This window comes from Streptomyces sp. 150FB (assembly GCF_000818195.1).
GTDB lineage: Bacteria > Actinomycetota > Actinomycetes > Streptomycetales > Streptomycetaceae > Streptomyces.
The window spans coordinates 3,145,874-3,148,294 of sequence record NZ_JTHL01000001.1 but is presented as its reverse complement, the minus strand read 5'-3'; the positions used below and the strand labels follow the sequence as shown (position 1 = coordinate 3,148,294).

Sequence of the window (2,421 nt, the reverse complement as noted above, 5' to 3'; positions counted from 1 at the left end):
GCGGATACCCGCCGGCGACCGTGCCGACCGCCCTGACCGCCCCGGCCCCCATGACCCAGTACGCCAGGCTTCGGAGCGGGAGGACACGACTCGTGGGCGCTGACCGCCGTCGGTTCGGTGGAGGACGAGCGGTGCGGATGCCCGCTGTGCTGGCGATCGTGACGCTGCTGCTCGCGGGCTGCGCGTCCATCCCGGACACCGGCGACGTGGAGCTGGTCAAGGCGTCCCCGCACGGTGAGTCGCAGGTGCGGGTCTACGCCGTACCGCCGCCGGCGAAAGCCGAGCCCGACGAGATCGTCGACGGCTTCCTGGAGGCGATGACCAGCGAGGATCCCGACTTCGCCATGGCCAGGAAGTACCTGACGAAGCAGGCGTCGCGCACCTGGCGGCCGCAGGACAGCACCACCGTGCTGAGTGCGGCGCCCGACCCGGCGGCCCCCCAGGGCGGCCAGAGCGCGGCGGACCCCTCCGGCCTGAAATACCCGCTGTACGGCGAGCGGATCGCCGAGGTCGACGCCTCGCACGCCTACCAGCCGGCTGCCCCGGCCGCGTACCACGGGGAGATCCACCTGGCGCAGCAGAAGGCGGCCGACGGCACCGAGTGGCGTATCGACCGGCTGCCGCAGGGGCTGCTGCTGGGCGACTCCGACTTCGAGCGCAGCTACCGCTCGGTCAACAAGTACTACTTCGCCTCCGGGCAGAACTGGCTGGTGGCCGACCCGGTCTACATCCGTAAGCGGATAGACCCGACCACCCGGATGGACCCCGTCACCCAGGCCATCAGCGCGCTGCTCGGCGGTCCCACCAGGTGGCTGGGGCCCGCCGTCGACTCGATGTTCCCCGCGGGCACCCACCTGGCGACGAACACCAGATCACTGGAGTTCGACGACCGGAACGCGCTGAAGGTGCCGCTCAACGCGGCGGCGGCCAAGGCGGGTGGCACGCAGTGCAGGAAGATGGCCGCGCAACTGCTCTTCACCCTGCGGGACCTCACCTCCACCAAGATCGAACAGGTCGAGCTGACGGCGGGCGGCACCAGGCTCTGCGCACTCACCGGGGACCAGGCGGAGGGGTACGCGCCCGACCGTGCCACGGGCGCCGCCGACAGCCCGTACTTCATCGACAGCACCGGGAAACTCACCGAGCTGGACACCAGCAGCGGCGAGACCGCGGGCAAGACGCCCGTCATCGGGCCGTTCGGTGACGGCACGCTCAAGCTCGGTTCGGTCGCGGTGTCGCGTGACGAGAAGCGTGCGGCGGGCGTGGGAGAGGACGCCAAGTCGCTGTACGTCTCGTCGGTCATCTCCGCGAGCGACCCGGGGAACCCGCTGGTGACGAGCGCGGGCGGCGACCCCAAGGACCGGCTCTCCGCGCCGAGCTGGGACGGGCAGGGCGACCTCTGGGTCGCCGACCGGGACCCGCACAAACCACGCCTGCTGAGACTCCAGAACGGCGGCGGCCCCGCGCGGGAGGTCCCCGTGGACGGGCTCGGCGACGGGCGTATCGAGGCGCTGCGGGTGTCGGCCGACGGCGTCAGGATCGCCCTCCTGGTGAACGAGAAGGGCCGGACGACCCTGGAGGTGGGGCGGATCGAGCGGCACCGCGCCGGGGTGGAGCCCGAGGTGTCGGTGGCGGAACTCCAGTCGGTCGCACCGCAGATGGAGACGGTGACCGCGGTGTCCTGGGCCGGGCCCAGCAGGCTGGTGGTCGTCGGCAAGGAGGCCAGGGGCGTGCAGCAGGTGCGCTACATCCAGACCGACGGATCGACGTCGGCGGCGGGTGTGCTGCCGGGGCTGAACCAGGTGACGGCGATCGCCGCGGACGACGACGATCAGCAGCCGCTGGTGGCCGACTCGGGGGACGCCGGGATAGTACGGCTGCCCGCCGGGGGCAACTGGCAGACCATGGTCGGGTCGGGGTCGTCACCCGTCTATCCGGGCTGACAGTCGGGGCGGGCCCGGCCCGGGGGTCCGGGCGGGGTGTACGGGCTGCGGGGGCCGCCCCCAATCAGTTGTCCACAGGGGTGGCCGGGGGCTCGGGCGATTGGCAGAGTGGTGCTCATGCGGGGGTGGTGGCGAGAGATCACCGGCCTGGTGCTCCCGGTGACCTGTGGCGGCTGCGGCAGCCCCAGGACACCGCTCTGCGAGGACTGCGGCCGGGCGTTGTACGGGACATGGCCGTGCCGGGTGCGGCCGGTGCCTGAGCCTGCCGGGCTGCCGGTGGTGCACGCGGCGGCGCCGTACGAGGACGCCGTACGGGCGGTGCTGCTCGCGCACAAGGAACGCGGTGTGCTCGGGCTGGCCGGGCCGCTGGGCAGGGCGCTGGCGGGGGCCGTCCAGGCGGCGGTTCCGCCGGGTACGGGCGTGGGCCCGCTGCTGCTCGTCCCCGTACCCTCCACGCGGCGCGCCGTCGGGGCGCGCG

At 73.0% G+C, this 2,421-nt stretch carries 1 protein-coding gene and 1 pseudogene; both read left to right on the top strand.

Going from position 1 to position 2,421, the window contains the following annotated elements; genetic code table 11:
* Positions 1 to 137 precede the first annotated feature (137 nt).
* Complete coding sequence (locus QR77_RS13345) at positions 138 to 1,943, top strand: LpqB family beta-propeller domain-containing protein (protein ID WP_236710635.1); 1,806 nt, start codon at positions 138 to 140, stop codon at positions 1,941 to 1,943.
* Positions 1,944 to 2,060: 117 nt separating this feature from the next.
* Positions 2,061 to 2,421 (top strand): annotated as a pseudogene (locus QR77_RS13340) (ComF family protein); the annotation flags it as partial.

Excerpts from the sequence above, each read along its gene's own strand:
- QR77_RS13345 (WP_236710635.1), top strand. The coding sequence starts at position 138 with ATGCCCGCTGTGCTGGCGATCGTGACGCTGCTGCTCGCGGGCTGCGCG.